Raw genomic sequence first — 26,719 nt, 5'->3', positions numbered from 1 at the left:
CACTCTCCACCACAGCCACCCGAACGAAGAAGATCGGGCATCCAAGGTCACGGCGATGACATTTCAATGATCCGATGTATGGTTCCTGCGAGCTACGGGCCCGACAACGCACAGGCCACACCGATCCGCGACGTTCGGTCGGACGCTTGCCATCACACCCGAGCAGGGACCGCCGACCGACCGGCCGACGGTCCACATCCGATCAGGAACCGCCGACCGTCCGGCCGACGGTCCACCACCGCACAGGCCGAGGAGACCACCCCGACATGAACGAACCGGCCACCGCACCGACAGCCCTGTTGGTCATGGAGGAAGAACGCCGGGCCGACGTCTACCCGCCCGAAGTGCTGGCCGAGATCGGCCGGCTCGTGCACTGGCAGGGGCCGCCCCTCACCCGGCACGAGCTCGACGCGGACCCCGATGCGCTGCGGACCGTCGACCTTCTGCTCACGGGCTGGGGCGCACCCGTCCTCGATGGCGCCCTCCTGTCACGTGCCCCTCGCCTGCGGGCCGTTCTCGTCGCGGCGGGATCCGTCCGGCACCTGACCACACCCGCCTTCTGGGAGCGCGACATCCCGATCGTCTCCGCCGCCGCGGCCAATGCCGTTCCGGTGGCGGAGTTCACCCTCGCCCATGTCCTCCTCGGACTGAAGCAGGCCCACCGCATCGAGCGGGAGATGGCGCAGAGCCGCCGCTTCCCCACCGACCCCGACGTCCCGGGCGCCTACCGGTCACGGGTGGGCCTGTTGGGACTCGGGCACATCGGCCGGCTCGTCGCCGCCCACCTCGCCCGCTTCGACGTCGAGGTCCTCGCCGCGGATCCCGTCGCCTCCCCGGAAACCGCCCGGCGCGCGGGAGTCCGGCTGATCTCCACCGAGGAACTCTTCGCCACCTGTCACGTCGTCAGCCTCCACGCACCGCTTCTGCCCGAGACCCGCGGCTCGATCGGGGAACGGCTGCTGAACTCCATGGGGCCGGGCGCGACACTGATCAACACCGCGCGGGGCGCACTGATCGACGAGACCGCCGCCGCGCAGGTCCTGCGTGCCAGGCCCGACCTCACCGCCGTACTCGACGTAACGCACCCCGAACCCCCGGTCCCCGACTCGCCCCTGTTCACCCTCCCCAACGTCGTCCTGACACCCCACCTGGCCGGCGCCCTGGGCGCCGAACGTCACCGCCTCGGACAGCTCGTACTCGACGAACTCCGCCTCCTCACCCAGAACCGGCCGCTCCGGCACGCCATCGACCCCGCCCGCGCCGCCTCGCTCGCCTGACACCGCCAGGCACTGTCGACAAGGCTCCTTTCCCCGGGAACCCTCGATCGGCGACGTCACGCAAGATCATGCTGTACCGCGTGCCAGGGTCCGGGCAAGACTGCTCGGCACCCGCTTCCACCAGGTCACAGCCACGGGCATCACGTCATCGAACGTGAGTGAGACGTCGGCGAGGGTTGCGAGACGTCGGGCCCGCGGCAAACACCTCTCGGCCCCGAACCCGCCCTGCGGACTCGTCGGACCGGGCGCCGCAGTGGGCTCTCGGCGGGCCGGGGTCGCCGACACCCGGCTGCCGCGGCCGGCACGCGGAACAGCGACCCTCGCGAAGTGGTCTTCCCATCGACACCGACGGCGGGCCGCGTTTCCCCCGGACGGTTCGAGTCCACCACCCCGGCCGCGAACCGTACGGCAAGGCTCGGGTATGCCTGGGCATCCCCGGCATCCGGTTGCCTCCCGGCGTGTTCCGCGACCGACGTGCCGGTGGATTCGTCCCACCGCTCGGCGAGGTCCGCGGGGCGGCGAAAGGGAGTCGCGACCATGGGCGGTTATCCGCGGTGGAAGTCGGAGCGGTCCGAGGCGGCGTGCGCCGCCGGGCCGCGTCCCGACCCTGTGGTGGTACAGCTCGACCCCGCGGTCAAGACGTACGGCGCAGGTTCCGCACGGGTGCGAGCCCTCGACGGAGTGGATCTCTCGCTCGCGGCCGGGACCTGGACCGCGGTGATGGGACCGTCGGGATCGGGCAAGTCGACGCTGTTGCACTGCGCCGCGGGGCTGGACACCCTCGACGCGGGACGTGTGCGGTGGCGGAGCGCTTCGCCCGCGATCACCGCGTGGGCGCCACCGCCGTCAGGAAATCGCGGATGATGGGGCCGGCGGCACCGGAACCCGACACACCGCCCTCGACGTAGACGGCTACCGCGATGTTGCCGCGGAAGGCGACCATCCAGCCGTTGGTGGCGTCACCGACCTCGGCGGTTCCGGTCTTGGCACCGACGCCGGACATGCCGCGGAAGACGTCCTTGGCCGCGCCGGTGGTTGCGCAGTCGATCATCATGGTCCTGATGGAGCTGCTGACGCCATTCGGAAGCTTGGCCTTGACGGTATGGACATCCATGCCGCGTTCGAGAATCGGTTGATGGAACTCGCCCGTGACGGCCGTGGCCACGACGGAGGCCATGGTTAGGGGGTTCATCTTCAACGCGCCCTGCCCGATCATCTGGGCGGCCTTGTCGTTCTCGCCGGTCGCGGCGGGAACCACGCCGTCCACGGTGCCCTGGCCGGCGGCAACCTTCCAGGCGTTGCTGTTGAGCCCGAAGTACTTGGTGGAGAAGTCGGCGAGTTCGCGGTCACCGATCCTCCCGCGCAGGTCGATGAGCGCGGTGTTGCACGAGCGGGAGAAGACTTCGCGGAACGTTGCCTTCGGTATGGACATGCCGCCGACATTGTGGAAGTTCTGACCGTTGACCGTGGAGTTCGCCGGACACGGCGCACTCGCGTTCGGCGACACCACCCCCTTGCTCAGCAGCAACGACGACGTCACGATCTTGAACGTCGAACCGGGAGCGACCGCACCCGACATACCCGCCTGTCGATGCACCGTCGATACGATCTCCCCATTGCGCATGTCGAGCGCCACCAGGGAAGCGGCCGAGTTCTGCCCGACAGCCCGCACGGCGGCGTCCTGGAGCGCGGGGACGAGCGTGGACGATCCCGGTCCCGAGGTGGGCGGGGCCGAGGACGGCCGCACCGTGGGCGCCGCCGAGGACACGGTCGGAGGCGGCGCCGAGGAAACGGCCGCCGGTGCGCTCCTGTCGGGGGTCTGCGAGGCCGCCACCGTTGCTTTGTCGTCGGACAGCACGCCGCAACCGGTGGCCAGCGTGGTCAGCACGACACCCACGGCCGCCACGCCACTCGGGCGAAATCTGTGGGTCCATCCGTGGCGACGCCGGTCAATGATGATCATGCCGCTCAGTACAGCGGAGAAAATCTCGCGGGTCCAAGACAAGTATCGGCCTGAAACCGATAAGGAATTGGCTATCACCCCTGGTCGTGGACCCGATGGTGCACTGTCCTCCCGTGTCGCGGACCCGAGAAACGCGGGGTACGTCGCGTACGGCATCGTCTCGTACAGCCGCCCGGCAGGTGGACGCCGACCGTCGCGCCTCAGGAACCGAGCACCGCGCGGATCCGTGCCGCGGTTCCGCGCGGGCGAAAGACGTATCCGTTGAGGCCGCGGGAAACGTCTCCAGGGGTGTCCCCGGTTCGCCGGCGAGCATCGCGGCGCACGTGTGCGGCCAGACGTGGCCCGAGTTCTCACCGGCGGCGGGCACGACACGGGTGGGTGAGCCCTTGAGCGCGGCCACGTCGAGGACGTGCGCCCTGATGGCCGGCATGTCGTGCGCGAGGAGGACCTCCGCGTTCCGCAGGTGGTCGGGCCCCGGAGCGCGTGCCGGGACGTCCGGCTCACAGTCGTTCGGGTCGATGTCGATGTACAGCATGCGGCTCGAACAGGGCCGCGGACCCCAGCCCTCGGTCCAGGTGCTCGCCGCGCTGGCGGGCGCGCTGCGGCTGACCGAGGACGCGCGGGACCACCTGTACCTGCTCGCCGGGCACCGCCCGCCGGAGGGCGCGCGGGCCGAGGAGTACCTGCGGCCCGGCCTGCGGTACCTCCTCGACCGCCTGGAGGACGTGCCCGTGCAGATGGTGAGCGATCTGGGCGACCTGCCGGCGCAGAACGACCTGGCGCTCGCGCTGTTCGGGTGCGTGTGCACGGTGGCCGAACAGGACCGCAACATCGTGCTGGGCTGGTTCACCGACCCCGACGTCCGCGGTCGCTTCGCGGTCGAGGAACACGAGGAGCAGGCCCGGCAGTTGCTCGCCGACCTGCGGGCCGCGACGACCCGTCGCGGCGACGACGAGGCGTCCCGCTCGCTGGTGACGCGGCTCCGCGCCGCGAGCCCGGAATTCACGGCGCTGTGGGACCGGCACGAGGTCCCGTGCGTAGGTCGCACCCGTACCGGCTCGTGCATCCCGACCTGGGCAGGATCGATCTGGACTGCGAGGTGCCGGCGACACCCGCGGCGGACCAGCGCCTGCGGATCTTCACTCCTCCGCCCGGTAACACCACGGTGCTGGACGAGTTGCGCGTGCTCGGCCCGCAGCACCGGCACGACACCCACGCGACGGACGTGACCGCACCGTAGGTCCGGGAACGCCTTGCCGGTTGCGGATCACTCGTGGCGTTTGCCAGGACGCAGAGTTCCCCACAGCGAGGGGCGGCCCCTGCCGGCGTATCGCTCGCGCCGCGCACCCGACTCCTACAGGCCATCGGCACCTCGAAGCAGCCTACGGAACAGGATGGACGGCATGACCCACGAGCACACCCCCTTGAACAGGTGGGATCCCGCGCCCCTTGCCGAGGTCGCCGACCGGTTCCGCGACCTGAAGACCCCCTGGTGGGTGGCGGGTGGCTTCGCCATCGAACTCGCGGTGGGCCACCGCGTCCGAGGTCACGGCGACGTTGACGTCCTGCTGCTGCGGCGCGACCAACTCGCCGTGCAACAGGCTCTACCGGACTGGAAGTGGTGGGCCGCCGATCCACCGGGAAATCTGCGCCCGTGGGCATCCGGCGAGGCTCTTCCCGAGGGCGTTCACGATATCTGGTGCCAGCCGGCACCGGGCGAACCCTGGCGCATCCAGGTCATGCTCGACGAAGCCGATGACCAGGAGTGGGTGTCACGCCGGGATCCGCGAGTACGTCGACCGATCGACACGCTCGGCCTGATCTCCGCCGACGGTATCCCCTACCTCGCACCGGAGGTGCAACTCTTCTACAAGGCCATGGAGCCACGACCCAAGGACGAAGCGGACCTCGACGCGGCCCTGCCCACACTCACCGACGATCAGCGGCACTGGCTCGTCCGCGCCATCACTCGGACTTACGGACCGCATCCGTGGGCGGACCGGCTGATGCGGTAACGCCGGCCGCAGCTACGGCACTTGGCCAGGTGGAACGCGGCAAGCGGACCCGCCTGCCCCCAGCCCCGCACCGCGACGGGTCGCGACTCATCGCCCGGTCCGGGCCGCCGGACCTCGGGGCTCGGGCGTGGCCAGGACTTCGCGCATGGCCGCCACCCAGGCCACCGGTTCGCGTGCCCTTGGACACCCGCGAACCGCTGTTCCGCTGCGGGCACCCGCACTCGACCCGGTGACGACGTCCCTCCTCCCCGGCACCAACGGCACGCCGGCAGCCGAAGCCGAGGCGGCACGCCGGTAGGACGCGGACGCCGCCGAGTCGTCCTTGCGGATCAAGACAATCGTGGCGCGGACGGCCGGGATGCGCCCCCTGCCCCCGGAATCACATCTCGGCACGACTGCCCGACAGGACCTGATGCGCGGGCGCGTCGCGCTTTTTGGCTGACCTTTTGACCATGATCACAGCGACTGGCAGGGTGTGGGAAATCGAGCGCGGTACAGGAGAACCATGGAGCCCTTGCACCACGACGACCCGCGCCGGCTGGGGCCTTTCAACCTGGTTGGTCGGCTGGGCGCCGGCGGCATGGGCCGGGTGTATCTGGGGCGTGGTCCCGGCGGCCGGACAGTCGCGGTCAAGACGGTGCGTTCCGATCTACTGGAGGCCGGCGACGATTTCCGCCGTCGATTCACCCGCGAGATCGCCGCCGCGCGAGCCGTCACCGGCGTCTTCACCGCGCGGTTGGTGGACGCCGATCCGGACGCGGCCACACCGTGGCTGGCAACCGCCTACATGCCGGGCGTCACGCTCGCCGACGCCGTCGCCGCACACGGCCCGCTGCCGGTGCGAACCGTGCGCCATTTGGCCCGTGGGCTCGCGGTTGCGCTCGAGCACATCCACGCCGCGGGCCTCGTCCACCGCGATGTAAAACCGTCCAACGTCTTGTTGACGGCGGATGGGCCGCGGGTGATCGACTTCGGCATCGCCCACTTGGCCGGCGCGACCTCGCTCACCCGCGCGTCGCAAACCCTCGGCTCCATCGCCTTCATGTCGCCGGAGCAGTTCGAGACGGCCGAAGTCGGTCCGGCCAGCGATGTGTTCTCGTGCGGGATCGTCCTCGCCTACGCTTCGACTGCCAAACTGCCTTTCGGCGAGGGACCGTTGCCGGTTCTGCTTGCGAACATCACGCTTCATGAGCCCGATCTCGACGGCGTACCGCTGGAGTTCCGAAGCTTCGTCCAGGCATGTCTGACCAAGCGCCCGCAGGACCGGCCATTGCCGAGGGAACTCGTGGCGGAGCTGGACAACATGGTCGACACCAGTGATCCGAGCCGCGAGGCGGCCTGGTTGCCCGCCGGCGTTCTCCACCAAGTGGTGCGCGTGGCTACGGACGTGCTCGGCTCGGACTGGGCCGAGCAGGCCGCAGGGGGCGGCAGCGGAGATCCCGACCTCGGAGATTCGGCGCGGGCCGCGAATCCCTGGCTCGCACTTACTCCCGGCGCCCCCCCGATATCCGCGGCGCCCGCGCCGCTTTCCGGCATCGCATCCGATTCCGCCCCGCCGACACCGCACGGGTACCCGCGCATCCCCAGTCCTCCGAAACCCGGGATGTACTACGGCGGGGCCGCGGCGCCGACCTCGACTCGGCAGCCGCACGAAGTCCCGCCCCCACGGGATCCGGAGGCCGCGGCGAACCCTTCGCCCCCTACGGATTCGGGCGGCCGGCCTGCCGGCCCGAGTCGCCGACGGTCGCTCTACCTCGGTGTCGGCGCTCTGGCGCTCGGGCTCCCGACCGCGGCGTTCCTCCGACGCCGCCACGACTCGAAGCCGAGCACGCCGGCGGGTCCCCCCGTGCTCTGGTCCCGCGACGTCGGCTCTCCCGGCCGGGCACTCGGCACTCCGGTCGTATCCGGCGGTCGGGTCTTCGTCAGTGTCGCGGGGAAGGAACTCGCGGCCCTCGACGCCCGTACCGGACGAGACCTCTGGCGCGTCCCCACCTTCGATCCCAAGTTGGAGGAGGTCCCCGTCCCCCACATGGTGCCCGTCGTCGCCAACGGCCTCGTGCACGTCGTCGACGCCAACCCCCGCAGGACCGCCGTGGAACAGGAAACGGGGCGGATCCGCTGGCAGATCGCGACGACCCCGAGGCAGTCCCCCGGCTTCGGCTTCGACGGGGGGTTGCTGTGCTCCTGGAACATGACCGTTCCCGCGGAGGGTGCCTTTTTCTGGGCCGTCGAGCCGACCAACGGCGAGGTCCAATGGGGCCTCCCACTGGCAACGAGACTGTCCGCCCCGCCCACCGCGTCAGGGGATGTCGCGTACCTGGTCACCAACGGCGGTGGGTTGATCGCCATCGACCTGGTGAAACACCGGGAGTTGTGGCGAACGGAACCGCAGAGCTCCGGCGGGGCCTCCCGTCCATTCCACGGGACTGTCACGTCCCTGGGCAACTCCGTCTGCTGGATGCCCGCCGCGGGTCGCATCGATGCGGCGGACCCCCGGACCGGCACCTTGCAGTGGAGCGCGACGGTCGCCGGGCGATTCGACAACCTCGGCACCGTGGTGGCCGCCGACGGTACGTTGTTCACGTCGAGCGCCGACGGCTTCGTCACCGCGCTGGCCGGTGTGTCGGGAGCAAAACGCTGGTTGCGCGAACTGACCGGGCCGCTCACGACGCCTGCGGTCGACGGCGGTGTCGTGTACGTCGCCTCGACGAATGGCCTGACCGCACTGGACGCCGCCGCCGGCCGCGTGAAGTGGGTCGTCCCGGAGGCCAGGGGAGGATCGGCGCGAATCTGCGTCAAGGACCGCGTCGTGTACGTTTCGGACGACGTCGGAGCACTGCGGGCGATCGCCCTCTGACAGACCGCTCAAGTCGGTCAACGCCGGTATCCGCTCCGCGTCAGCGAGGCTGTCGTCCGGCCGGCGGCCGGCGGATGTTCGGCCCGCCGGTGTCCGGCATTCGGACAGCCGCGCATAAAAGGCAGCGCACGAACGGTCGTTGCCCCTCAGGATGACGGCCATGCACAGTATCGAGTTCCTGAACTACCCCATCGGCGAGCAGCCGTCGGCCCTTCGGTGGGGCTTCCGCATAGACGGTACGGATCTGCGCGCGTACGCCGCCGATGCCACCCACGACCTCTGGCGCCGGGAGCGCTTAGGCAAGGGCCCGGCCGAGGAACAACGCTTTCTGCGCGCCCAGCACGAGGGCCTTCACCTCTCCGAGGTCGGCGACCCCGTACGCCATTTCCTCGGCGACCCGGCCCCGAATTCGCCGACCCCTCCACCGGCACCACTCCGCTCCTGGGCTGCTCCTGCGGCCACTGGTCCTGTTGGCCCCTCCTGACGATCATCACCACCACCCCGGAGACGATCACGTGGTCCTCTCGATCAGCCACGGGCGGTCGCGTGACCAGGTCGATGGACGCCTCTGGCAGCATGGGCCGATGGAAATCGTCAACGACCCGGACGACCCCTGCCGACTGCTGATGGGCCAAGAGGTCAGCGCCGTGTCTTTCGTCCGTGATTACGTCGAACTGCACTTCGACGGACCGGTCTTGCGGGCGCTGAGCGACCCCTTCGGATCGTACGGAGGGCGCGAATGGCGTTTTCCCGCACGGGGGTCGCTGGAGCTCCTGCGCTGCTACATCGGCAAGACCGTCGACGGCTGTGAGTTGGATCCGGATCGGATCCTCGCCGTGAACTTCGGGGAACACCGCTTCGCCATCCCGCTGGGGCCTGCCTCACGTGTGGGCCCCGAGGCAGCCCACCTGGTCGGCGTCGACGAGCGCGGCCGAACCGGCGGGATGTGGATCTGGTGACAGGCGCAACACCAACGAGCGTGGACACGGCGGGCCCCGAGCTTCGAAGTTGGCGTCAACTCGGCTGAAGATAGTGGCATCTCTCCCTGACCGGACGTTGTGGAAGGCGCCGGCTGTCAGGTCGGGGCGCCCGATGGTTCGGGTGAAGCCCCGCGCCCGAGTTGCCGACGGGCGCGGGCATCAGCGGGCTCGCATGCCCAGGTCGGCGGACGTCCTCGATCTGCGAGGTGGGGCGTGGTGGCTGCGCCGGTCGGCGCGGTGGGCGGTGTGGTGTCGGCACGCTGGTGCACGAGGCCCGGATGCGCCTGATGCGGACGTTGCCGCCGCCGACGAGGATCGGCCGGATCTCGAACTCGGGCGGCCGAGCCCCGCCCGACGCCGCCCGCGATCGATCCGCGGGCGTGGCACCCGGTCGTCAGTCCTTCGCTCGACGGACGGACGCGGACGCGGTCCGTTCGCGCGGTGTGGCGGTTGAGGTCGGCCGCTCCCTGTACCGACAGGTTTCTTGCAGCCCCGAGGCCGGTCAGTGCACGCGATCTCCGCACTTCGCCGGAAACAGCACGGCACCTGGCGGCAGTTCGCCCGGATGCCGGGAGATCACCCGCAGGCATGCTTCGGGAGAACCCTCGGCGGGCGGGTATTCGAGGGTGAGTTCGTTCAGCACGGTGACGGCACCGGCGAGATGCATTTCCGCCGCATGCGCGCCGTCGGGGAGACAACCGGCCAAGATGCCGAAGGCTGACGTAGCGCTGCCGTCGGCGACGCACTCGCGGATCTCGAAGCGCCAGTGCACGGCCGCGTCGGCCAGAAGCGACTTGCCCATCCTGCCCAGCCCGACAAGAAAATCGGCGCGAGCTCGCAGATGGTGGGCGATGGCACAGCAGATGGGAACCGCAGTGCCGTCGGAAGCCACCACCCGCGTGTACCCGGCGTGCGGAGTGCATGACAAAGCCTCGTCAAGCAGCCCCAACGCAGCGGCCTTTGCCGCCGGGTGACCCCGCTGGGCGATGTCCAGAAGCAGCGGGGTCGCGATCACGGCAGAGGGGAACACGGCGGCGCTGTGGCCATGCAGTATTCCACCGCCGCCGAGCTGCGAGCCGGCCTCCGCCGCCCGTACCAGGTTCGTTGCCTCGGAAAGAACACGAAGACCACGGGCGGCACGCTCGGGTTCATACCAGTCGGGATGGCCCGGTATGGAGCCCCAGTCCACCGCGTCGATCGCATCCGGCACAGCAGCATCCTCGCACGCGGCCGCCGCCACCCAGCAACGTCCGAGCCCCATCGATGCCTCGAACGTCCGTTGCCTACTTGCGCTTGTGGTCAGGGCCGGTGATCACGGCTTCGAGTTCGGTGACGATTCCGCAGCGCGGCGCCCGGCCGTCAAGGCGGCGACGGTCGCCCGGTGGCGTCGACCAGGCCACGGCCGCGGGTCATCCGCCGCCCCGCAGCGTTGAGCAGCGGCGACCGCGCCGGCCCGACCGCGTCCTCGACGCTTGTCCCGACCTTCCCGCAGCCGCCGACCTCGTCCGAGGCTTCACCGGACTCGGCGGACGAACCGGCTAACGTGCCACGCGGTGACGGAGGTAGACGAATCTCGAGGCGAAGGTGCGGGTCTCGACGAGTTCGAGATCCACCCGGCGCTCGCCGTGGGGAAAGAACGGAATGCCACCGCCGACCAGCACCGGGTAGACCATGGCCTGGTACTCGTCGATCAGACCCAGCGCGGCCGCCTCGGCGGCGAGAGTCGCGCCCCCGATCGCGATGTCGCCCTCCCCGGGCTCGGCTCGCAACCGCTCGATCTCCTCCGCCAGACCGCCGGAGGCCAGGCGGGCATTGCCCTGTACCGCCGACAGCGTGGTGGAGAACACCACTTTCGGGAGCGGCTTCCAGAGCGCGACCCATTCCAACTCGGCCTCGTCGAGCGAGGAATCCTGGTCGGCGGTCTCCCAGTACAGCATCGTCTCGTACAGCCGTCGTCCCAACAGGTGGACGCCAACCTGTCGAATCTCCTCGATCCAGAAGCGAAAGACCTCCGGGTCGGGCGCCGTCCAGTCGAAGTTGCCGTCCGGCCCGACGATATAGCCGTCAAGCGAAACGTTCATCGAATAGGTCACGCTGCGCATCAGACATCCTCCTCGTGAACGCCTTCGACAGTAGGACCGCCGAACGACAAAGGCGAGCCGGGAGCGGTGCGCTCACCTCCTTTCCTTCGGACGACCACCGAAAGGTCCGTCGCCTCGTCACAGAGTCGGTTTCGATAATCGGGGTCGACACGCCAGGGGCCGCAGGGACGATCCCGGAAATGCGCAGACGACGCGGTCCGGCCCGACCGTCTCCTCCACCCATTCGCCCCGCATGGCAACAGGTTCGGCCCCGACCCGAACCGGCCGGGGCCGACGCCCTCAACATTCCGAGTGATCCTCAGCGCATCAACGGCTCGTCACACCAGGATCCGCGTCTGTTACCGCCCGCCGCAGCCGTGACCGCTCCGGGCCCGCCTTATCGAGATCTGCAACCGGCGCAGACTCACGGAATCCGCAGATCTCAACGCGTTGACTCCACCGCCACCTTCACGTCCGGAATCGCGTTCAGCATCTCTTCCCATTCCGGATATTTCTGCACCTTCGCCTGATAGATCGCCGCGATGGCGTCGGCCGGATCGGGTGACGAATCGTCGGAGAAGCGCACCGCGATCAGCCGCGCCAGCCGGGGAAGGATCACGAAGTCGCCCGCCAAGTGCACGGGGTCGTGCATGTAGCGCTCCAATGCCGCCAGGTCCGCGATGGCGCAGAAGTACGCGTGGGTGAAGCCCTCGGCGGGGTCTCCCAGATCGCGGCCGACCGTCGAGAACGCCACCGACTCGACGCTCGCGGTCCGCCTGAAGGCGGCGAGCACCTCGACTCGCTCCTCCTCGGTTGTCTCGTCCTTGAACGCGAAGCGCTGCAGGCTGGCTATCACGGCCACTCCCTTCAATGAACCCATTGGTTCAGATAAGTAGGCTGGTGAGTACTCTGACACACGCAGACAAGAAAAGTGAACCGCTGGGGTCAGATTCGTTGACCCGCAGTATGCTGCGCACGTGACGGAAGCAGCTCCTCCAAGGGAACGGTTCGCGCCACGCGGGCGCATCGACAAGCGGCGAGCGATCCTCGACGCCGCCTTCGCGGTGTTCGCGCGGCACGGCTACGAACAGGCGGGCGTACGGGAAGTCGCCGCCGAGGCCGGCGTCGCCAAACCGACGATGTACAACCACTTCGCCGACAAGGAAGACCTGTTCCGGCACACCGTCGAGGCCGCCGCGGACGCGGTACAAACCGACTGCCTCGCCGTCGTCGACGACTTGCGCGCACCCGGCGAGGACCTCACGGCGGCAATGGAGGACATCGCGTACCGACTGCTTGTGCTCTGCTGCGACGAACGCTCCACCGCGCTGCGACGCCTCACCCACGCACAAGTGGTCCACTTCCCCGACCTTGTCGAGGCCGTCCACCGACGCACCTCGATCCGGATCGCCGAGTCCCTCGCCGACAGACTGGCCCGACTGTGTTTGTCGGGACGCCTACGCCCGTGCGAACCCGCGCAGGCAGCGGAACAGTTCCTCGCGCTTCTCACCGCTCCCATGGAAGCGCGTTCCCACCTGGGCAGCCGCAAAGTGACGGCCGCCGAAACCCACGCGATCGCCGCCGCCGCGGTCGACACGTTCCTACGCGCGTACCGGCCCGACCCCGCATGACGTCGACGGGAAACAACCAAGCCACGTAGACGACCCGGCTGTATTGCCCACCAGCGTTGTTGACACTGGAGGAGCGACCGACCGCGACCGAGGACGGCCGGGTCGCCTCGGACGATGCACGCACGGTCGGCTCGTGCGGTCGAGGATCGCGGACGGCCGTCGATGAGCGGTCGGTTCAGCCGTCCGACCGACTGCCGTCGGCTTCCCCGCAGGCCGTCCAGGCGCTCGCAAGTGCGGCCTGCCCGCCGGCAGCCAAGTTGTGGGCGGTCATCGCGGGCGCGGCCGTGGTCTCGGTCGGTACGGCGCTCGCCTACTCCGCCCTGCCCATGCTGATCACGCGGGCGGTGCCGCTGGAGCAGACCGCCGCGGCGAACGGCCTCAACGTCCTCATGCGCACCATCGGGCAGGCCCTGTCCAGCGCGGTGGTCGCCACCGTACTGGCCCAGCACACCCGCCTGTTCGCCGACACGGCGGGCGTGGCCGTGGCGGCGCCGACCCTGGACGGGTACCGCATGGCGTTCGCCCCGGCAGGCGCGGTTGCGCCGGCGGCCTGCGCGGCCGCCTGCCTCATCCCGCACCCGCCGCGCCCCGCGCGGTCCCCCCTCCAGGAGACTGAACAAGATGCCCGACCCGAACTCCTCCCCGCGCGGCGCCCGCCCGCGAAGGACATCCAAGAACCCGCCGACACCGGCACCGCCGGCGCCGCACATTGTCGTCGGGGTGGAGCCATCCGCTCGGCTGCATGTGCAGTGATCGCCGGGAGTCGTCCGTGAGCCGAATCTGGACGGTTTCGTAGGAACGACCCAGCGCTTGGACGCCGTTCAGCCTGAAACGTTGAACGCCAAACAAGATTGCGGGCATCAAACGCCCTTCAGAACACGATCAAGTGCCGCGCGGCCGGCAGGTCCCCAGTTCGGCTTGCCGCCGGGAAGGCCCCGATCTCCGTTCCGCCCCATGAGCATCAGGAAGAGGCTCTTCATGGCGGCCAGCCCGCGGGCGCGCCGGATCGCCGACTCGTCCGCATGCGCGTACGTGTCGAAGAACCGTGCGGCCGTGCCTGCGGGTAGCAGCACCCATGCGGCGGCGAGGTCCCACGCCGGATCGCCGGCGAACAGGTCACCGAAGTCGACGATGCCCGAGAGCGTTCCGTCCGAGACGACGACGTTCGCGGGATGGAGGTCGCCGTGCACCCACACCGGCGGGCCCTCCCACGCGGGGGCCGCGACGGCGTCGTCCCAGACGGCCCGGACGTCGGCGGCGGTGTCTTCGGGGGCGATGGCTTCGAAGAAGTGATCGAAGCCGTCCGTGCAGTTCCCGGGATGGGCACCGCGGTCCGTGGCGATCGGCGCCTCGACGGGCGCCTCCACGTGGAGCGCTCGGAGGAAGCCCGCCAGCGTGTCTGCCGCGTGGGCGCCGCGGCTGATCGAGCCGTGGTCCAGCGGCTCGCCGGGTACCCACGTCATCACGGTCCAGTGCTTGGGGAAGCGCTCGGACGGTTCGCCGAACCGCACCGGGGTCGGCACCGGGAGCGGCAGGCGCGGGGCCAGTACGGGTAGCCACCGCCGCTCCTTGAGCTGGAGCTCCGGGGTGGGGTCCATGCGCTGCATGCGCACGGCCAAATCGTCCCCGAGGCGCCACATCTGGTTGCCCCAGCCGCCCGCCACCTCGCGGACGGCCAGCCCCGCAAGGTCTGGATGTTGCTCCCGCAGCAGGTCGCGGACCAGCTCTGCGGTGATCTCGATCTCGCCGTCGGTCATGGGAAGTCACAGTACCGAGACGGCAGCCGAAGCGACTCTCGCCCTCCGGAACATCTCACCCGAACCGGCCTACCGGCGCCGTCACTTCTCACGAATGCGGTAGCGGCCGGGCGGGGTGCCGAACTGACGCTTGAAGGCGTTGGCGAAGGCGAATTCGGACGCGTAGCCGACCTGGTCGGCGACGGATGCCAGCGGCGCGTCGGAGTGCCGGAGGAGTCGGGCCGCGCTGGTCAGGCGCCACCAGGTCAGGTACGCGAGCGGGGGACGGCCCACCAACGCGGTGAAGCGGCGCGAGAACGCGGCGCGCGACAGGCCGGCGTGAGCACCGAGGGATTCGACGGTCCAGGGCGCGGTGGGGTTGTCGTGGACGGCGTCCAGCGCGGCGCGGACGACCGGGTCGGCGAGCGCGGCGGCCCAGCCGCGGGTCGGGTGGCCGACGGTACCGGCGGCGGTCGCGGCGGCCTCGGCGTACCCGGTGCGCAGGATGTAGACCAGCATCGCGTCCAGCAGTGCGGGGACGACGATGCCGGTCCCCGGCCGGGCCGTACCCAGTTCGGCGCCGAGCAGTTCGACGGTGGAACGCAGACCGGCACGTGCGCCGTCGTCGCCGCCGCCGCCCGGCGCTCCGCCGAGTTGCGCGGGGACATGCACGACCGGGGGAAGGCTGTCGAGCAGTGGGTGCGTGTGTGCGCGGTCCAGGTGGTACGCGCCGCAGAGCGTGACGGTCGTGGGAGTCGCGCCCGGCGGGAGCGCGGTGCGATCTCCCGTCGGTGGTGCGGCGAAGCGTTCTTCGAGCACGCGTGGTCGGCCGGCCGGGGCCGGCGGGTCGACCGGAGTGCCGTCGGGGCCGCAAGTCGGGGCGGCGAGGGGGCTGTCCGGGTGTTCGGCGAGGGCGTAGCCGTCGCCGTGCGGCAGGAACACGGCGTCACCGACACCGAGTGGGAGGGGCGGGACGTCCGGCCGCAGCAGTACGCAGGGGCCGCGCAGCACGACGACGAAGCCCGCGCCGGGGCCGCGGCGGAACTCCTGCCCCCACGGGGCGTACCACTGCGCGCGAGCCGACCGCGGCACTCCGGCGCGCATGGTGGCGACGACGTCGCCGAGCAGGTCCATGCCCGACACGCTAGTAGCCACCTCGCCGGTCGCCGGCACGAGGACCTCGGGTTCCGAGGCTTCCTCCGCTTCGTCCGCTTCGTCCGCTTCCTCGGGTTGCTCGGGTTGCTCGGGTTCCTCAGCCTCCTCGGCGATCCCGCGGGGCCATGCCGGCGCGAGGGTCTCGACCCCGATACGTCTGCGTATTTTCCGAAGACGATGAGGCATTGGGTGACTTCCCGTCCCGTTCTACGGTCGTGGAAGACCCCGTGACCGGCCTCCTGCGAGAGGCCTTGCCTCCAGGAGCGTTGCCATGCCCACAGACCTGCCCATTGCGGTGACCGGAGCGACCGGGACGGTCGGACGAGCCCTTGTTGCGGCCCTTCTGGACGGCGGGCATCGGGTACGGGCGCTGGTGCGGGACCCGGAGACCTCGCGGTTCGCCGACGCCGACGGACTGGAACTCGTCCGTGCCGACCTGACCGATCCGTCCACGGTGGCCGCGGCCGCGCGTGGGTGCGAAGCAGTTTTTCTGGTCTGGCCGTTCGTGAAGGCGGACGGTGCCGAGGAGACCGTGGCGGCACTGGTTGAGGCCGGGATCCGCCGCATCGCCTACTTGTCCTCCGTGGTTGCCGACGACGATCCGTCGCGACCCGATGGTGCGGTCGAGAAGCTCGTCGAACAAGCGGTGCCGGACTGGACGTTCCTGCGCCCGCACGGCTTCATGGCCAACGCCTGGCACTGGATGGCCGACCTGCGCGCCGGCGAAAGCGTGCAGGCGGCCTACGGCGCTGCCGCGACGGCCCCGATCCACGAAGCCGACCTCGCGGCAGTGGCGGCACTGGCATTGACCGAGCCGCACCACAGCGGACGCCGCTACGTCCTGACCGGCCCTGCGGTGATCACCCAGGCCGAACAGCTCGCCGCCCTCGCGGAGGCAACAGGACTTCCGCTGTCCTGGGAGGAGCTCTCCCCCGCCGCGGCACGCGAACGCATGCGGGCCGTGGGCCGGCCCCCACAGGTGGTCGACAAGGTCCTGGACTATCAGGCGCGACGAGTGCAGTTTCCCGAGGAAGTGCTGCCTACCCTGGCAGAGTTGACCGGCCGCCCAGGCCGCACCTTCGCCACTTGGGCCGCCGAGCACACCCCAGCCCTCCGCGCCGCGCTCAAGGGCTGACGGGTGACGGGTGACGGGTGAGGGGTGACGTCGACCGTCGGCGATCGACCGGGCCGGCACGACGCCCCGAAGGAAGCAAGGCCGATCGGATCGGGAGCGTGGTGGAAGCGGCCGTGACGCTGCCCGGGCTCCCCCGGACGGTGTACATGTGGCGCCCCCGGCCGGCCCGCACCGGCGGTGACGGCGGACGGCAAACGGCGGACGGCGGACGGCGGCTCCATCGCGGCCACCGGAGACGTGCGACGCTCCACGACCCGCCGCACCCGCCCGACACCTCCGGCGCGACCGGACTGCCGTCGGAGCTGGGCTGTGCCGGGATGATTGCCTGCCTGGCGGGCGTCGTCGCGGTCACAATGCTGTGGAGAAGACCGCGACCGACGTGACATCGGCTCCGTTCGATTCGGCACGCGAGGAACCGATGGCGTTCGTCGCGACCGTACAGACCGCACCAACACAGGTCACGACCACAGCGCACCATGGAGGAAGACACAGTGCAGCGCATCGGCATCATCGGAGTGGGCGAGATCGGCCGGGCCATCGTCGAGGGCCTGCGCGACGGGGGCGATGCGTCGCCGGACGTCTTCCTTTCTCCGCGAGGGGCCCGCACCGCAGCCGAACTCTCCGAACGCTTCGAAGGCGTCCATGTGTGCGCCGACAACCAGGAGGTGCTGGACCGCTCCGAGCTGGTGATCATCGCCGTACGCCGCCAAGACCACCACGAGGCGCTCGCCGGGCTGAAGGTGAACAACGACAGGACCGTGGTCAACCTGATGGCCGGCGTCGCCACCGACGACCTGCGCCGAACCCTCGTCACCGGCGCCCCGATCGTCCGCGCCATCCCGCTGCCCGCCGTGCGCGAGCGCCGCTCCGTCACCGTGACCTGCCCCTCGCACCCGCTGGTGGACTCTCTCTTCGACCAGCTGGGCGGAGCGCTCCCCGTCGCGGACGAGGACGCTTTCAACGCCTTCTCCGCACTGACCGGGACGCTCACCGCCCACTACGCCTACCTCGCCACACTCACCTCGTGGGCCACCGGCCACGGCATCGCCGCCGACGCCGCCGACCGGTACGTGCGCGGCCTCTTCCGGAACGTCGGCCGCTCCCTGGGCGACGAGAGCCGCCCTCTGCACCAACTCGCCGCCGACCACGAGACGCCCAAGGGGAGCAACGAGCGCATCCGCACCACCTGGTTCGATCCGGCCAACGCCGCAGCCCTCGAGAAGGCCCTGGACGACCTCCTCGCCGATCTGACGTAAGAGCAGCCGGCTGGGACATGCGTCCGGACCGGAAGCGGCGACTCCCCCACACGCCTCTCGCCAACGGTCGATCGTGAGAATCGGCCCCGCTCCGCCACCGACGACGAGGCGGTCGGGACCCCCGGGTGGCGGGAGCGCCCCAACCGGACGGCCGACCGAGGGCCTCGTACAGGAGTACGACGCGTTCCCGGTCGGTTTCCGGCACCGAGGACGCGGACGCGTGACAGGCCGCGAACGCCGCCTGCAGGCCGTACGAGCGCCTCCGCCGGCGCCTCCTGTGCGACGTCCTCGGCGAGTTCGAAGTCGGCGATGTAGCGGGCCGGCGCGCTGACGATCCGCGCGGACTCGATCCGCCGGACGGCCTCGGTGGCCCGCCGAGCCGACTCGGCGCTCGGCGGGCCCCCGGTCCCGTCGTGCGTCGGAGACGGCCGGTCCGCTCGCGCCACGACTGCTCCCCGATGATCCAGGCGATGACAGGGCCACAGGCGGTGTCGCTCTGCTGAAGTATCCTTCCCGCCACCGCACACCGACTGGGAGGATCAAGAGAATTGACCGGCCTGTCTGCTTTCCCGCTGCCCTTTCATGCTTCCCGTTCCATATCGTTCGCGACACCCCGAACGCTGCGGGAACTTCAGATGATGCAGTGCAGCGCACACATCCGGGCGAAGCCGGGGTGGTTCGCCAAGATGAACGATGCCGACATCGTCGCCAGGTGGACGCAGGAAGCGGTCGCCCAGGGCCTCACCGAAGCACAGGTTCGTTACGTGCTTGCCGAACTCCTGCACTACGCCGCGTTGCGGGACGAACGAACCGGCGTCGAGGTGTCCGCCGTCGACGGGGTGTGGCAGTCGGACACGCTGATCGACGACAAGCTCCGATCCCGGCTGCGCGAGGCGGTTCGGGCTCTGGAACAGGTCCCCGAAGCAGAACAGGACTGGCATCCCGGATCCGACGGCCAGGTACTGGATCTGGTCCATCCCTCACTGTTCTGCCTGGTGAGAGGGGTGAGCGAGGCGCCCGAGCGGGCTTGGCAGAACCCGACGAGCCGCTACTCGAAGTACGAGGTCTCGGAGAAATTCCAGTGGCTACCCACGGACGTCGACGTCAGTGACGACGGCGATGTCGCCTTCCGTTCGTACGTCAACAACGTCCACCCCGACACTCATCGTGAACTGGCCGCCGTACTACCGGACTTGTTGGCTCGCCTGCGCCCGCTGCTGGAGAACGTACTCACCGATCTGCGCCATCCGCGACCCCTGCGGATCGAGGCCGATCCCTACGGGTGGTACGACTCGGAGCCGGAGCCTCCGGACGAGTCCTCCTACAGTGATGAGGACGCCTACGACGAAGCCGTTCACGCATGGGAAGCGGCTCAGGACGACTGGTGGGAAAACCGCCGTCCGGTCGTCCCGGACGCCCCGGCCTTCACCCCTCCCCGGTTGCCCGATGAATCCGCCCGAGTCGACCTGCGCGGCCGCCGTCTCCAGGTCATCGTCAAGCTCGCCACCATTCATCTCACCCCGGACAAGCCCGAATACCCGGGCGGTTCTTGGCATGTCGAGGGAATGATGAACGAGCGGATCGTCTCTACCGCCATCTACTACTGGGACAGCGAGAACATCACCGAAAGCAGGCTGAGCTTCCGGGCGGCTCTCGACGACCCGCGCTACGAACAGAACGACGACAACGGCGTGCGTGACGTCTACGGCTTGGAGGACGAAGACGCACTGAACCAGATGCTGGGATTCGCATCGACCCCAGCGGGCCGCTGTCTGGCGTTCCCCAACATCCTGCAACACCGCGTCGGCTCATTCCGGCTCACGGATCCCACCCGCCCGGGATATCGCAAAATTCTCGCGTTCTTCCTGGTCGACCCGTCGCAAAGGATCGTCTCGACATCCGATGTGCCGCCGCAACAACCATGGTCCGACACCTCGACCATGACGCTCGAACAGGCCAGGAACCACCGCGAACAACTCATGCAGGAACGCAAGTTCTTCGTCGACGAACACAACGAGCAGATCTACGAACGACAATTCTCCCTCTGCGAGCACTGAACCTTTCCGTCCGGAATGGGTGACCACCGGGGAGGGCCGGTAGGCGTCCGGGCCCGGCACCCTCGCGCCGACCGGCAGCGGCACGTCACGACCGGCAGACGGCGAGGCGTCGCCGACCGCGGTCCGTCGGCGGGCATTTCGGTGACGCCGGTCCCGGAACGCCCGCCCGGCGCCCGGGTCGCACGCCGCGGGAGCGTGGTCAGCGGACGACGTCGAAGACGTTCTTCTGCAGACCGTTGGCGTACGCCTCGTGCTCGACCAGCTTCAGCTTCTGGGTGTCCTTGTCCGTGGCGCTGAACAGGCGCTTGCCCGCGCCGAGCAGGAGCGGGAACACGAGCAGGTGGTAGCGGTCGATCAGGCCCGCGTCCGACAGGGCCTGGTTCAAGGTCGCGCTGCCGTGCACGATGATCGGTCCGCCGTCGGTCTCCTTGAGCGCGGCGACGTCCTCAAGGGAGCGCAGGATCGTGGTCTCGCCCCAGTTCGACACCAGGTCGCCCTCGGACAGCGTGGTGGAGACGACGTACTTCGGCATCACCTTGTAGTCGGCGAAGTCCTCCATGTCCGGCCACACCGCGCTGAACGCCTGATAGCTGACCCGGCCCAGCATCATCGCCGCGGCCTCCTGCTGCTCACGGCCCTTGATCTCGAACGCCTCGGGAAGGAACTCGATGTCCTTGAAGGTCCATCCGGAGTTGCGGTAGCCGGGCTCGCCGCCCGGGGCCTCCACGACGCCGTCGAGCGAGATGAACGCCGTGCTGATCAAAGTGCGCATCGAGGGTTCCTTGGTGTCTCGTGCCGGTTCTCGGCGGGTTCGGTCGGTGCGTGCTCATGTCGCGGCGCACCGGTCATCATCTTGGACTGTGGTCCGCGGGGAAACTCATCGGCGCCCACCCAATCTCTCCATGCGCCCGGCGGCGGACGACGTGCGCGGGGTACGGGCCTTCGACGCCACCCCGGCCCGGACGCGGCAGCCGCTGTGCGATTCGGGGATGGTGAGGGACGAGCGGATGGGCGTATGGATGATCGGTCGAGTGTGCGTCCGACTCCACGTCGGCCTATCACCAGTGGGACCGTACCGGGTGACGACCGCGCGGCGCTTGCGTGAATAGCGGCGATCACCTCGTGTCGTGACATGACCCGCCGGCGAACTCTCGTTGTCCCAACAGGGAACTCTCGCTGCGAGGCGATGTTGGTTTCGTCCTATGGTCTCCGACCCCGAGGTCGGCAACACCAAGGCCGGGGCCGCGGCCTCGACGCTTCCGCAGTGGACCGGCCAGGTCGAGGCGATGTCCGAGGTCGACGGCGCGTCGCTGACCATCTCGACCGGCGACCTGACTGTCACCGACTACGTACGCTCGCCGTCGGCCCGTCGAGCGCCGACCACTCCGTCGACGCCGGACAGGCGCAGGGGCGTGGCACCGTCTGGACCACGGATCCGGCCGCGCTGCTCGACCACCGTGCCGCGCTGCCCGTGGCGCTGCTCGTCGCCGCGATCGTGGGCGCCTTCCATGCCTGCGCGCCGGGTCACGGGAAGATGCTTGCGGCAGGTTTCCTCCTCGGCGGTCGGTCCCGAGCGCGACATGCGCTGTGGCTGGGCGTCATCGTCGCGACCATGCACACCGCGTCGGTGGCCGCGCTCGCCGTCGGGTGGTGGCTCGCCGCCGAGAGCGCCCCGGACGTCGCCGCACTGACGAGCCGGCTTCAACTGATCGCCGCGCTGGTCGTGGTCGGCGTGGGAGTGAACCTTCTCCGACGCCACCGGTCCACCCTCACCCACCGACACGGCCACGATCACACGCACGGGCACGGCCACAGCCACAGCCACAGCCACAAGGACGGACACGGCCACGGCCACACGCACGGGCACGGGCACAGTCATGTCGTCTCCACCGCGTCGCTGCTCACCAGGCGCGGCCTCGTGCCGCTCGGCACATCCGGCGGCCTGCCGCCCTCGCCCTCCGCGTTCCTCGTGCTGTCAGCGGGCTGCTCACCGGCCGATTCGGTGTCGCGCTCCTGATGGTGGCGGTCTTCGGCGTCGGTATGGCGCTGACTCTCACCGGCGTCGGGCCGGCCGTACTACGGGGACGCGACGCGCTACTGGCTCAGGCATCCAAGTCGGCGAAGCTGCGCGCATGGACCCTGCGACTGCCGGTTGCCGCAGCCTCGGCCGTCGCGGCCGGTGGTGCCGTGGCCTCCGCGATGCGGCGGGGCACGTCCTGGCCCCGTGACGTGCGGCGATCTTCACCGGCCCGCGCTCGCACCGCGCGTGCACGCCGTGGATCAGTCGCCGCTCTGCATGGCTTCCTCGGCCCGTTTCGCCATTTCGTCCTCGGGGACGTCCTCGACGTGCGAGGCGACGCTCCAGCGGTGGCCGAAGGGGTCCTCGAACTGGCCGGCTCGGTCGCCGTAGAACTCGTTCTTCACCGCCCGGAGTTCCGTGGCGCCGTTGGCGAGGGCACTCGCGAAGACCGCGTCGACGTCCTCGACGTACACGTGCAGGGTCACCGGCGTGCCACCCACCGCCTTCGGGCTGCGGAAGCCCATGTCCGGGTACTCGTCCGCGAGCATGACGATCGAGTTGCCGAGTTGGAGTTCGGCGTGGCCGATCTTGCCACCGGGCGCGGGCATTCTCATGCGCTCGGTCGCGCCGAGGACGGAGACGTAGAAGTCGATCGCGGCCGCTGCTCCGTCGACGCAGAGGTAGGGCGTAACGCGCGGGTAGTCCTCGGGCACAGGTTTGACGCTCACGGTTCCCGCCTATCCAATCAATGGCAGATGGCCGACAGTTCGGCACGACAGTCGACCCGGGCAAGGTGTCATGCCGGGTATAGCCGACATATCGGATCAGCCTGACATGCGGCACGGCAACGTGTGGCCAGGCACGCCGTGTGCCGAACCTTCATTCATCGATTGCCCCCGAAGGCCGCCATCGTGGCCGCACACGCCCTCCACCGGCAGTCGCGACGGCGAGGGACGCCATCCACCCGCCACCTGCCACCCGCCACCGACGGCCGGACATGGCCCGGTCACAGGTCTACTCGACCAGTAGGGGCGGCATCATCCTGATGGCCGAATCCCCCGCCGACGCCCTGGGCCCGGACGGCATCAGGGTCAACGAGAAGTTCGCGAACCGCTACAAGGAGCCGCGACCCAGGCCACCGCCTCGCGATGTGCGTCTTCGCCGTCCGGCCCCGGTAACGCGCCGCGCACACACCCGCGCCCGCGCGGGGAACTTCGGGCGCTTTCAGACGGACCCCGAGGCCCATCCGTCCGGAGTCGCACTCGGGTGCGTCCTCGGATCCGGCCGACGCCGACTTCCGCGAAAGCGTCACGACAGTTCGGGCGCAGCTTCCCGGACGGGATCCGCGGATTCGGGGTGGCCCGGACCGCCGGCCGATGCGGCGTCACGCAGCGCCGCCTCGACCCGGCGGTTGCCGGTCATGGTCGCCGTGACGGCGGTCATGGCGAGCAGGAGGCCGGCGGCGGCGTAGAGCGGGGTGCGTATGTCGTACGCGGTGGCCAGCCAGCCGCCGAGGAAGGCGCCGAACGGGGCCGCGCACATGCCGAGCATGCGGGAGGTGGAGGCGACCCGGCCCATCAGGTGAGCGGGGACGATCGCCTGCCGAAGGGAGGGCCCGAGCACCATCGTGGCGCCCATGCCCGCCCCGCAGATGGCGAGCGCGAGCCCGGCCACGTACGGATTCGGGGCGGCGGCAAGCCCCAGGATGGCAAGCCCCTCCACCGCTGCCGTGCAGGTCAGCGCGGTGCCGGTGCCGAGTCGCCGGCCGAGGAAGGAGGCGATCGCGGCACCGAGCAGACCGCCGGTGGCCTCTGCCGTCAGGAGCAGGCCGTAGCCGAACGTGTCGATGCCGAGACGCTCGTGCGCGAAGAGGGCGAGTACGGTCTCCACGGCGAGGAAGGCGACGTTCCCGACCGCCGGACGAAGCGCGAGTCCGAGCAGCAACCGGTCCCGGAAAACGTACGAGGCCCCGGCCCGCGCCTGTCGAAGCAGCGACTCGCGGGCCTGCGGTACGGGCCGCGGCACGGCGGGCAGCGACCGAACGAGCAGTGCGGAGAGCGCGAACGACACCGCGTCGGCGACCAGCGGAACCGCCCGCCCGAGTGCGAGCAGCGCACTGCCCGCGGGCGGCCCCGCGAAGCCGGACGCAGCGGTCTGGGCGCCGCGCAGGCGGGAGTTGGCACGCTCCAGCAGTACGGGGTCGCGGCCGAGCAGATCCGGCAGGTAGGCCGTGGCGGCCGTGTCGAAGAAGAGTCCGCCGAGGCCGAGCAGGAAGGCGACGGCCGCGAGCAACGGAACGCTCAGCACGTCCAGCATGGCCGCCGCCACCGGTATCGCGAGCAGCACCGCACGCGCCGCGTCCGCGACCCACATCGTGCGCCGACGGTCCCAGCGGTCCACCAGCGCACCCCCGAGCACCCCGAAGAGCAGCCACGGCAGCGTCCCGGCGGCCGTGACGACGGCGAACGCCATCGGATCCCGCGTCAACGTCAACGCGAGCAGCGGCAGCGCGGCGTGCATCACCCCGTCACCGAGCGAGGACACCGTCTGCGCGGTCCACAGCCGTCCGAACCCCGTCGGCAACTTCCCAACATCCGAGGTCACTTGGCATCGCCCTCGGCTTGCTATCGCGGCGCCGGCCGGAACAGCGCGAAGGCGAGCGACACGTCCGGCAGCGACGGATCGGACAGCTCCCGATCCTCGTCCGCCAGTGCCTGCAGCCGCGCCCCCAGCTCCGCGAACTGCTCACCGGTGAGCCGCAGATGCGCCATCCGTACATGCCGCTCGGCATCCACCGGTGCCGCCTCCAGGTCCGCCACCACATGCCGCATCAGCACATCCGGCTGCCTCGCCCCCGGATCCGGCAGCACGATCGCCTGCGCGGCCATCGCGTAGTACCGCTCGGTGACCCCCCGCACCTTCCGCGTCCGCACCACCTTCACCAGGCCGGCCCGCTCGAGCAGCCGCACGTGATAGCTGGAACTCCCCTTCGCGAGGCCCACCCGCGCGGCGATCTGCGTGATCGTCGCCGGCTCGAAGCGGAGCACGGCCATGATCCGGTGGCGCGTGAGATTGGAGACGGCACGCAGCTGCTCCTCGGTGGTGACGTGAAGCGACTCGGGAAGATCATCGGCAGGCATGCGCCCAATGGTCAACGATTCTTGACCATTGGGCAAAGGGATTCCGTACGGTCCTTCGGAATCCCCCGTCCGACGCCGAGCCCCAACGGAACGGCCCTCGGTGATCACGCCGTCATGGACCCCACCCATCCGAGCGGCTGCGCGCCTGCCGGTAGTCGATGCCCGGCCATCCCACTCGGCGAAGTCCCAGTCGTGTTCGGTGCCGTGGACGAGTTCGTGGAGGCCCGAGCGGAAGAAGCTCGGAAGGCCGCGGGCGCGCGGGGGCTTTCCCACCGCATTTGCAGTCCCGATTGCGCGAGGATGCGCCCACGCGCGTGCCCGCGTAGGACAATTTCCTCACCCGGAGCACACACCGGTACCCGCGGAATCGAAAAGGCACCCGCACATCCGCTTCAGTGCACCACCGCAGGTCGGAGGGTAACTCTCCCGACTCTCCACTGCGACACACGTATCGTCGGACAAACCCTGCTCCCGGCACACCGCCCACAGAAAGACGGAAACTCATGCCCTCCGCGCGTAAACGATTGACCGCGGCGGCGGTGGCCCCGCTGCTGCTGTTCGCCGTCGGCTGTTCCGACGACTCCGGCAACTCCGGCAACAACGCGGACGGCAAGAGCGGTTCGCCGACGACCAGTGCCACGACCGGATCCTCCAACACCAGTGCCCCCGGTTCCCCGCAGGCGTCCGGGTCCGGCACCCCCGCGCCGTCCGGCAGCGGCACGTCACGACCGTCGGATGGCAAGGGCTCACCGGCCAAGACGCTCAACGCGGCGCAGCTCAGGGCGGCATTCGTGGTCGCCGCCGACCTCCCGTCCACCGGCTGGCGGGTTACGACGCCGGAGGTCGAGGAGCCGGACGTGTCGACCGTCGACAAGCCTGCCTGCCAGCCCATCATGGACCTGATGGGCGGAGGCGGCGCGACCCATGCCTCCGTCGCACACATCAGCGGCGAGCTGACCCCGCCGGGCGCGGCGAAGTCGCAGTACGCGTTCTCCCTCGCCTCGTATCAACCGGGCGCGGCCGAGAAGCTGTTGAAGGACGCCAAGGCGGCTCTCCCCTCATGCGGCACCTTCCGCTACGGCACACCGTCGCTGACGTACCACGTAACGCCGTTGCCGACCCCGAACGCCGGTGACGAAAGCATCGCCTTCAAGGTCTCTTCCGACTTCGGCCTCAGCGCCAGGATGACCACGACCCGCGCCGGTTACGTCATCGTGCAGGGCGCCTCGCAAAACGCCGACCAGGAGCTGCCACCGGGCGTCCACAAGGCACAAACCGACAAGGTCACGGCGGCACAGCGCGGTTGAGACGTCGTCTCGTTCGGAGTACCGGCGGTGGCGGACGAGTGCAGCGACAGGCGCGCCCGGGTCACCATCGCCACCGCGCCCGGCCATCGGTGGTCCCCGACGGCCGGCG

25 protein-coding genes are annotated in these 26,719 nt (G+C 69.9%); 14 read left to right on the top strand and 11 right to left on the bottom strand.

The window, feature by feature from the left end; genetic code table 11:
• Nucleotides 1-266: 266 nt before the first annotated feature.
• Complete coding sequence (locus tag ACIRL2_RS27865; RefSeq protein ID WP_402235444.1) at nucleotides 267-1,277, top strand: hydroxyacid dehydrogenase; 1,011 nt, start codon at nucleotides 267-269, stop codon at nucleotides 1,275-1,277.
• 537 nt (nucleotides 1,278-1,814) lie between these two features.
• The gene (locus ACIRL2_RS27860; protein WP_402235441.1) at nucleotides 1,815-2,141 is read left to right on the top strand and encodes an ATP-binding cassette domain-containing protein; all 327 of its coding nucleotides are present in this window, start codon (nucleotides 1,815-1,817) and stop codon (nucleotides 2,139-2,141) included.
• Here ACIRL2_RS27860 and ACIRL2_RS27855 read toward each other — a convergent pair.
• Entirely contained in the window at nucleotides 2,101-3,165 is a 1,065-nt protein-coding gene (locus ACIRL2_RS27855; RefSeq protein WP_402235438.1) for a penicillin-binding transpeptidase domain-containing protein, read from the bottom strand. The two genes, ACIRL2_RS27860 and ACIRL2_RS27855, sit on opposite strands and share 41 nt — an antisense overlap.
• 593 nt (nucleotides 3,166-3,758) lie before the next feature.
• On the opposite strand from ACIRL2_RS27855, the gene ACIRL2_RS27850 reads away from it, so the two are divergent.
• From ACIRL2_RS27850 to ACIRL2_RS27830, 5 genes are all read left to right on the top strand, one after another.
• A complete protein-coding gene (locus ACIRL2_RS27850; protein WP_402235437.1) occupies nucleotides 3,759-4,469 on the top strand; it encodes a hypothetical protein in 711 nt (236 codons plus the stop codon).
• 174 nt (nucleotides 4,470-4,643) lie between these two features.
• Entirely contained in the window at nucleotides 4,644-5,255 is a 612-nt protein-coding gene (locus ACIRL2_RS27845; RefSeq protein WP_402235434.1) for a nucleotidyltransferase domain-containing protein, read from the top strand.
• A 505-nt stretch (nucleotides 5,256-5,760) separates the two neighbouring features.
• Entirely contained in the window at nucleotides 5,761-8,112 is a 2,352-nt protein-coding gene (locus tag ACIRL2_RS27840) for a PQQ-binding-like beta-propeller repeat protein (protein WP_402235432.1), read from the top strand.
• Nucleotides 8,113-8,272: 160 nt separating this feature from the next.
• Nucleotides 8,273-8,596 carry a hypothetical protein gene (locus tag ACIRL2_RS27835; RefSeq protein WP_402235429.1) on the top strand — a complete coding sequence of 108 codons (324 nt, stop codon included), beginning with the start codon at nucleotides 8,273-8,275 and terminating at the stop codon, nucleotides 8,594-8,596.
• Nucleotides 8,597-8,696: 100 nt separating this feature from the next.
• Nucleotides 8,697-9,071, top strand: a complete 375-nt coding sequence (locus tag ACIRL2_RS27830; RefSeq protein WP_395868751.1) for a hypothetical protein — start codon at nucleotides 8,697-8,699, stop codon at nucleotides 9,069-9,071.
• Between the two features lie 523 nt (nucleotides 9,072-9,594).
• Here the strand turns inward: ACIRL2_RS27830 and ACIRL2_RS27825 are convergent.
• The 3 genes from ACIRL2_RS27825 to ACIRL2_RS27815 all read right to left on the bottom strand — a co-directional run bounded on the left by ACIRL2_RS27825 (nucleotide 9,595) and on the right by ACIRL2_RS27815 (nucleotide 12,035).
• The gene (locus ACIRL2_RS27825) at nucleotides 9,595-10,302 is read right to left on the bottom strand and encodes a hypothetical protein (protein ID WP_402235427.1); all 708 of its coding nucleotides are present in this window, start codon (nucleotides 10,300-10,302) and stop codon (nucleotides 9,595-9,597) included.
• A 328-nt stretch (nucleotides 10,303-10,630) separates the two neighbouring features.
• Nucleotides 10,631-11,194 carry a dihydrofolate reductase family protein gene (locus tag ACIRL2_RS27820; RefSeq protein WP_395868755.1) on the bottom strand — a complete coding sequence of 188 codons (564 nt, stop codon included), beginning with the start codon at nucleotides 11,192-11,194 and terminating at the stop codon, nucleotides 10,631-10,633.
• Between the two features lie 421 nt (nucleotides 11,195-11,615).
• Nucleotides 11,616-12,035 (bottom strand): Dabb family protein, encoded by a 420-nt coding sequence (locus tag ACIRL2_RS27815; protein ID WP_402235425.1) that lies wholly within the window; start codon nucleotides 12,033-12,035, stop codon nucleotides 11,616-11,618.
• A 115-nt stretch (nucleotides 12,036-12,150) separates the two neighbouring features.
• Here ACIRL2_RS27815 and ACIRL2_RS27810 point away from each other — a divergent pair, with 115 nt between their 5' ends.
• Nucleotides 12,151-12,804: a TetR/AcrR family transcriptional regulator gene (locus ACIRL2_RS27810; protein WP_395868759.1), complete on the top strand. Its 654-nt coding sequence runs from the start codon at nucleotides 12,151-12,153 to the stop codon at nucleotides 12,802-12,804.
• A 257-nt stretch (nucleotides 12,805-13,061) separates the two neighbouring features.
• Nucleotides 13,062-13,577 (top strand): hypothetical protein, encoded by a 516-nt coding sequence (locus ACIRL2_RS27805; protein ID WP_402235423.1) that lies wholly within the window; start codon nucleotides 13,062-13,064, stop codon nucleotides 13,575-13,577.
• 87 nt (nucleotides 13,578-13,664) lie between these two features.
• On the opposite strand, the gene ACIRL2_RS27800 is transcribed toward ACIRL2_RS27805, so the two are convergent.
• Both ACIRL2_RS27800 and ACIRL2_RS27795 read right to left on the bottom strand, forming a co-directional pair.
• On the bottom strand, nucleotides 13,665-14,561 hold the full coding sequence (locus ACIRL2_RS27800) for an aminoglycoside phosphotransferase family protein (RefSeq protein WP_402235420.1): 897 nt from the start codon (nucleotides 14,559-14,561) through the stop codon (nucleotides 13,665-13,667).
• 81 nt (nucleotides 14,562-14,642) lie between these two features.
• Nucleotides 14,643-15,881, bottom strand: a complete 1,239-nt coding sequence (locus ACIRL2_RS27795) for an AraC family transcriptional regulator (RefSeq protein ID WP_402235417.1) — start codon at nucleotides 15,879-15,881, stop codon at nucleotides 14,643-14,645.
• 85 nt (nucleotides 15,882-15,966) lie between these two features.
• Here ACIRL2_RS27795 and ACIRL2_RS27790 point away from each other — a divergent pair, with 85 nt between their 5' ends.
• The 3 genes from ACIRL2_RS27790 to ACIRL2_RS27780 all read left to right on the top strand — a co-directional run bounded on the left by ACIRL2_RS27790 (nucleotide 15,967) and on the right by ACIRL2_RS27780 (nucleotide 20,143).
• A complete protein-coding gene (locus ACIRL2_RS27790; protein WP_402235414.1) occupies nucleotides 15,967-16,830 on the top strand; it encodes an SDR family oxidoreductase in 864 nt (287 codons plus the stop codon).
• Between the two features lie 476 nt (nucleotides 16,831-17,306).
• Entirely contained in the window at nucleotides 17,307-18,086 is a 780-nt protein-coding gene (locus tag ACIRL2_RS27785; RefSeq protein ID WP_395868769.1) for an NAD(P)-binding domain-containing protein, read from the top strand.
• A gap of 548 nt (nucleotides 18,087-18,634) precedes the next feature.
• On the top strand, nucleotides 18,635-20,143 hold the full coding sequence (locus ACIRL2_RS27780; RefSeq protein WP_402235411.1) for a DUF4246 domain-containing protein: 1,509 nt from the start codon (nucleotides 18,635-18,637) through the stop codon (nucleotides 20,141-20,143).
• Nucleotides 20,144-20,342: 199 nt separating this feature from the next.
• On the opposite strand, the gene ACIRL2_RS27775 is transcribed toward ACIRL2_RS27780, so the two are convergent.
• Together ACIRL2_RS27775 and ACIRL2_RS27770 are read right to left on the bottom strand one after the other, a co-directional pair.
• Nucleotides 20,343-20,915 (bottom strand): dihydrofolate reductase family protein, encoded by a 573-nt coding sequence (locus tag ACIRL2_RS27775; protein ID WP_395868773.1) that lies wholly within the window; start codon nucleotides 20,913-20,915, stop codon nucleotides 20,343-20,345.
• A 573-nt stretch (nucleotides 20,916-21,488) separates the two neighbouring features.
• Nucleotides 21,489-21,671, bottom strand: coding sequence for a hypothetical protein (locus ACIRL2_RS27770; RefSeq protein WP_395868775.1), 183 nt, complete (start codon nucleotides 21,669-21,671; stop codon nucleotides 21,489-21,491).
• A gap of 6 nt (nucleotides 21,672-21,677) precedes the next feature.
• On the opposite strand from ACIRL2_RS27770, the gene ACIRL2_RS27765 reads away from it, so the two are divergent.
• On the top strand, nucleotides 21,678-22,160 hold the full coding sequence (locus ACIRL2_RS27765; RefSeq protein ID WP_402235407.1) for a hypothetical protein: 483 nt from the start codon (nucleotides 21,678-21,680) through the stop codon (nucleotides 22,158-22,160).
• A 263-nt stretch (nucleotides 22,161-22,423) separates the two neighbouring features.
• On the opposite strand, the gene ACIRL2_RS27760 is transcribed toward ACIRL2_RS27765, so the two are convergent.
• The 3 genes from ACIRL2_RS27760 to ACIRL2_RS27750 form a co-directional block, all read right to left on the bottom strand.
• Nucleotides 22,424-22,891, bottom strand: a complete 468-nt coding sequence (locus ACIRL2_RS27760; protein ID WP_395868779.1) for a VOC family protein — start codon at nucleotides 22,889-22,891, stop codon at nucleotides 22,424-22,426.
• 580 nt (nucleotides 22,892-23,471) lie between these two features.
• Complete coding sequence (locus tag ACIRL2_RS27755; protein WP_402235404.1) at nucleotides 23,472-24,746, bottom strand: MFS transporter; 1,275 nt, start codon at nucleotides 24,744-24,746, stop codon at nucleotides 23,472-23,474.
• A 41-nt stretch (nucleotides 24,747-24,787) separates the two neighbouring features.
• On the bottom strand, nucleotides 24,788-25,303 hold the full coding sequence (locus ACIRL2_RS27750; protein ID WP_402235403.1) for an ArsR/SmtB family transcription factor: 516 nt from the start codon (nucleotides 25,301-25,303) through the stop codon (nucleotides 24,788-24,790).
• 503 nt (nucleotides 25,304-25,806) lie between these two features.
• Between ACIRL2_RS27750 and ACIRL2_RS27745 the strand changes: the two genes are divergently transcribed.
• Nucleotides 25,807-26,610 (top strand): hypothetical protein, encoded by an 804-nt coding sequence (locus ACIRL2_RS27745; RefSeq protein WP_402235401.1) that lies wholly within the window; start codon nucleotides 25,807-25,809, stop codon nucleotides 26,608-26,610.
• Nucleotides 26,611-26,719 lie beyond the last annotated feature (109 nt).

Origin of the sequence: Embleya sp. NPDC127516 (assembly GCF_044765325.1) — a bacterium.
Classification (GTDB): domain Bacteria; phylum Actinomycetota; class Actinomycetes; order Streptomycetales; family Streptomycetaceae; genus Embleya.
This window is presented reverse-complemented; position numbering and strand designations above follow the sequence as displayed.

Bases quoted from the DNA above. Each gene is read 5' to 3' on its own strand.
- ACIRL2_RS27865 (WP_402235444.1), top strand. From the start codon at position 267: ATGAACGAACCGGCCACCGCACCGACAGCCCTGTTGGTCATGGAGGAA.
- ACIRL2_RS27860 (WP_402235441.1), top strand. From the start codon at position 1,815: ATGGGCGGTTATCCGCGGTGGAAGTCGGAGCGGTCCGAGGCGGCGTGC.
- ACIRL2_RS27850 (WP_402235437.1), top strand. From the start codon at position 3,759: ATGTCGATGTACAGCATGCGGCTCGAACAGGGCCGCGGACCCCAGCCC.
- ACIRL2_RS27845 (WP_402235434.1), top strand. From the start codon at position 4,644: ATGACCCACGAGCACACCCCCTTGAACAGGTGGGATCCCGCGCCCCTT.
- ACIRL2_RS27840 (WP_402235432.1), top strand. From the start codon at position 5,761: ATGGAGCCCTTGCACCACGACGACCCGCGCCGGCTGGGGCCTTTCAAC.
- ACIRL2_RS27835 (WP_402235429.1), top strand. From the start codon at position 8,273: ATGCACAGTATCGAGTTCCTGAACTACCCCATCGGCGAGCAGCCGTCG.
- ACIRL2_RS27830 (WP_395868751.1), top strand. From the start codon at position 8,697: ATGGAAATCGTCAACGACCCGGACGACCCCTGCCGACTGCTGATGGGC.
- ACIRL2_RS27820 (WP_395868755.1), bottom strand. From the start codon at position 11,194: ATGCGCAGCGTGACCTATTCGATGAACGTTTCGCTTGACGGCTATATC.
- ACIRL2_RS27800 (WP_402235420.1), bottom strand. From the start codon at position 14,561: ATGACCGACGGCGAGATCGAGATCACCGCAGAGCTGGTCCGCGACCTG.
- ACIRL2_RS27795 (WP_402235417.1), bottom strand. From the start codon at position 15,881: ATGCCTCATCGTCTTCGGAAAATACGCAGACGTATCGGGGTCGAGACC.
- ACIRL2_RS27790 (WP_402235414.1), top strand. From the start codon at position 15,967: ATGCCCACAGACCTGCCCATTGCGGTGACCGGAGCGACCGGGACGGTC.
- ACIRL2_RS27785 (WP_395868769.1), top strand. From the start codon at position 17,307: ATGGAGGAAGACACAGTGCAGCGCATCGGCATCATCGGAGTGGGCGAG.
- ACIRL2_RS27775 (WP_395868773.1), bottom strand. From the start codon at position 20,915: ATGCGCACTTTGATCAGCACGGCGTTCATCTCGCTCGACGGCGTCGTG.
- ACIRL2_RS27765 (WP_402235407.1), top strand. From the start codon at position 21,678: ATGCTTGCGGCAGGTTTCCTCCTCGGCGGTCGGTCCCGAGCGCGACAT.
- ACIRL2_RS27750 (WP_402235403.1), bottom strand. From the start codon at position 25,303: ATGCCTGCCGATGATCTTCCCGAGTCGCTTCACGTCACCACCGAGGAG.
- ACIRL2_RS27745 (WP_402235401.1), top strand. From the start codon at position 25,807: ATGCCCTCCGCGCGTAAACGATTGACCGCGGCGGCGGTGGCCCCGCTG.